We start from the raw sequence: 1,279 nt of genomic DNA, 5'->3' as shown, positions 1-1,279 counted from the left end.
CTAACGAAAGAATTAGGGATAGGAGCGAGCTTACTAGGAATTATTATTAATAAGTGAGAGATGGTGCGGCGAACTTTTTCGAGCTAAAACCATGAAAAGCTTATGCTATATGGATTTCAGCCTTCTTGTCCCCCTGTCAGGCTAAGATCACATTTTATTCTTTTTTCCACTTCAATCTAAGAATTGAGAAAAAAGCAAAGCCTTATATTATACCATAAAAAAATTATGCAAGAGGTCTAATATTCAGAAATTTATAATCCAGATACAATTCTGGATTATAAATATTTATTAATAGTTCCTGAAAGACAATTTTAAATTTCTCTCGCTTATCTATCCAGTTTTGAAAAATTTTTTCCAAATCATCTTTAACATTATCATAAGTTAACAGCATTTTTGACCGATGATGGACATAATCGGAATTTTTTGACAGTTTTCTTTCATTCCATATAATCTCAATCGGAGTCATTTTAGCTGGGTATTGGCTATCAGTTTTATCATGTCTAGCGTGAACTGAAACAATTTGATTAGAAGAATAAGTAGCAAAGCTAAGAAAATCACGAAATTGGATAACTAAGTTTTTACAATCTTCTAAACTGCTTGAGTTTTTATTGACAATCTCAAGACCAATTATATATTTAATATCAGCACTTTCAGTGGAGCTAAGATTAAAAATCGGGACAAAAGAGATACTCAGTTCCAGTTCTTTGATTACTCCTAGCTTAAGATTTGGCAATTGTTCGTAAGTAACCTTGACTTGCTTAATTTCTCCAGGGGATGAAATTTCACTTTTCATGTCTAAAGGACTAATTTTTACCCATTCATTTAAAGAAGAAAAATCAACTCTTAATTTTTGAAATTTGTTCAAGTCTTCCTTATTTAAAAGATAATTGTTCTGAAAATATATATCATACAAAAGCATATATTCGGGATTTACTTGCAAATTCACCAGATTTTCTCCTATTTTTGTTTTCTGGATATCACAGTTAAAAAGGCTGACAACTTTTCCATCGATAAGTTTTCCATAAATCAGGGTTGCTTGTGATTTGAATCCATAAGGATACCAGGACAATAGCGGGGCTAAAGTGTTGAAAGTATCATCAATATTTAAAACTAAACGTTGATTAAGTTTATGGGAAAGTGGCTCCTCCGAACTTGTCATGTAAAATTAAATAAAAAACAGACAATTATTGCTGACCAATAAAACAATAATTTATCTTTAAAAGCTCACTATGCTTGCAATACAGCAATTTATTGGTTAAAATATAAACAGCCAAGACCA

The 1,279-nt window shown here is 31.0% G+C and carries 1 protein-coding gene; it reads right to left on the bottom strand.

Annotation, left to right across the window (positions count from 1 at the left end; genetic code table 11):
* Positions 1-223: 223 nt before the first annotated feature.
* Positions 224-1,159: a hypothetical protein gene (locus tag ACOCD9_RS06610; protein WP_287967987.1), complete on the bottom strand. Its 936-nt coding sequence runs from the start codon at positions 1,157-1,159 to the stop codon at positions 224-226.
* Between the last annotated feature and the right edge of the window lie 120 nt (positions 1,160-1,279).

The sequence above is a fragment of the Microcystis sp. genome, from assembly GCF_048564745.1.
Taxonomy (GTDB): Bacteria; Cyanobacteriota; Cyanobacteriia; order Cyanobacteriales; family Microcystaceae; genus Microcystis; species Microcystis ichthyoblabe_A.
The sequence above is the reverse complement of the archived record's forward strand: the minus strand, read 5'-3'. Positions and strand labels throughout refer to the sequence as shown.

Bases quoted from the DNA above. Each gene is read 5' to 3' on its own strand.
- ACOCD9_RS06610 (WP_287967987.1), bottom strand. From the start codon at position 1,159: ATGACAAGTTCGGAGGAGCCACTTTCCCATAAACTTAATCAACGTTTA.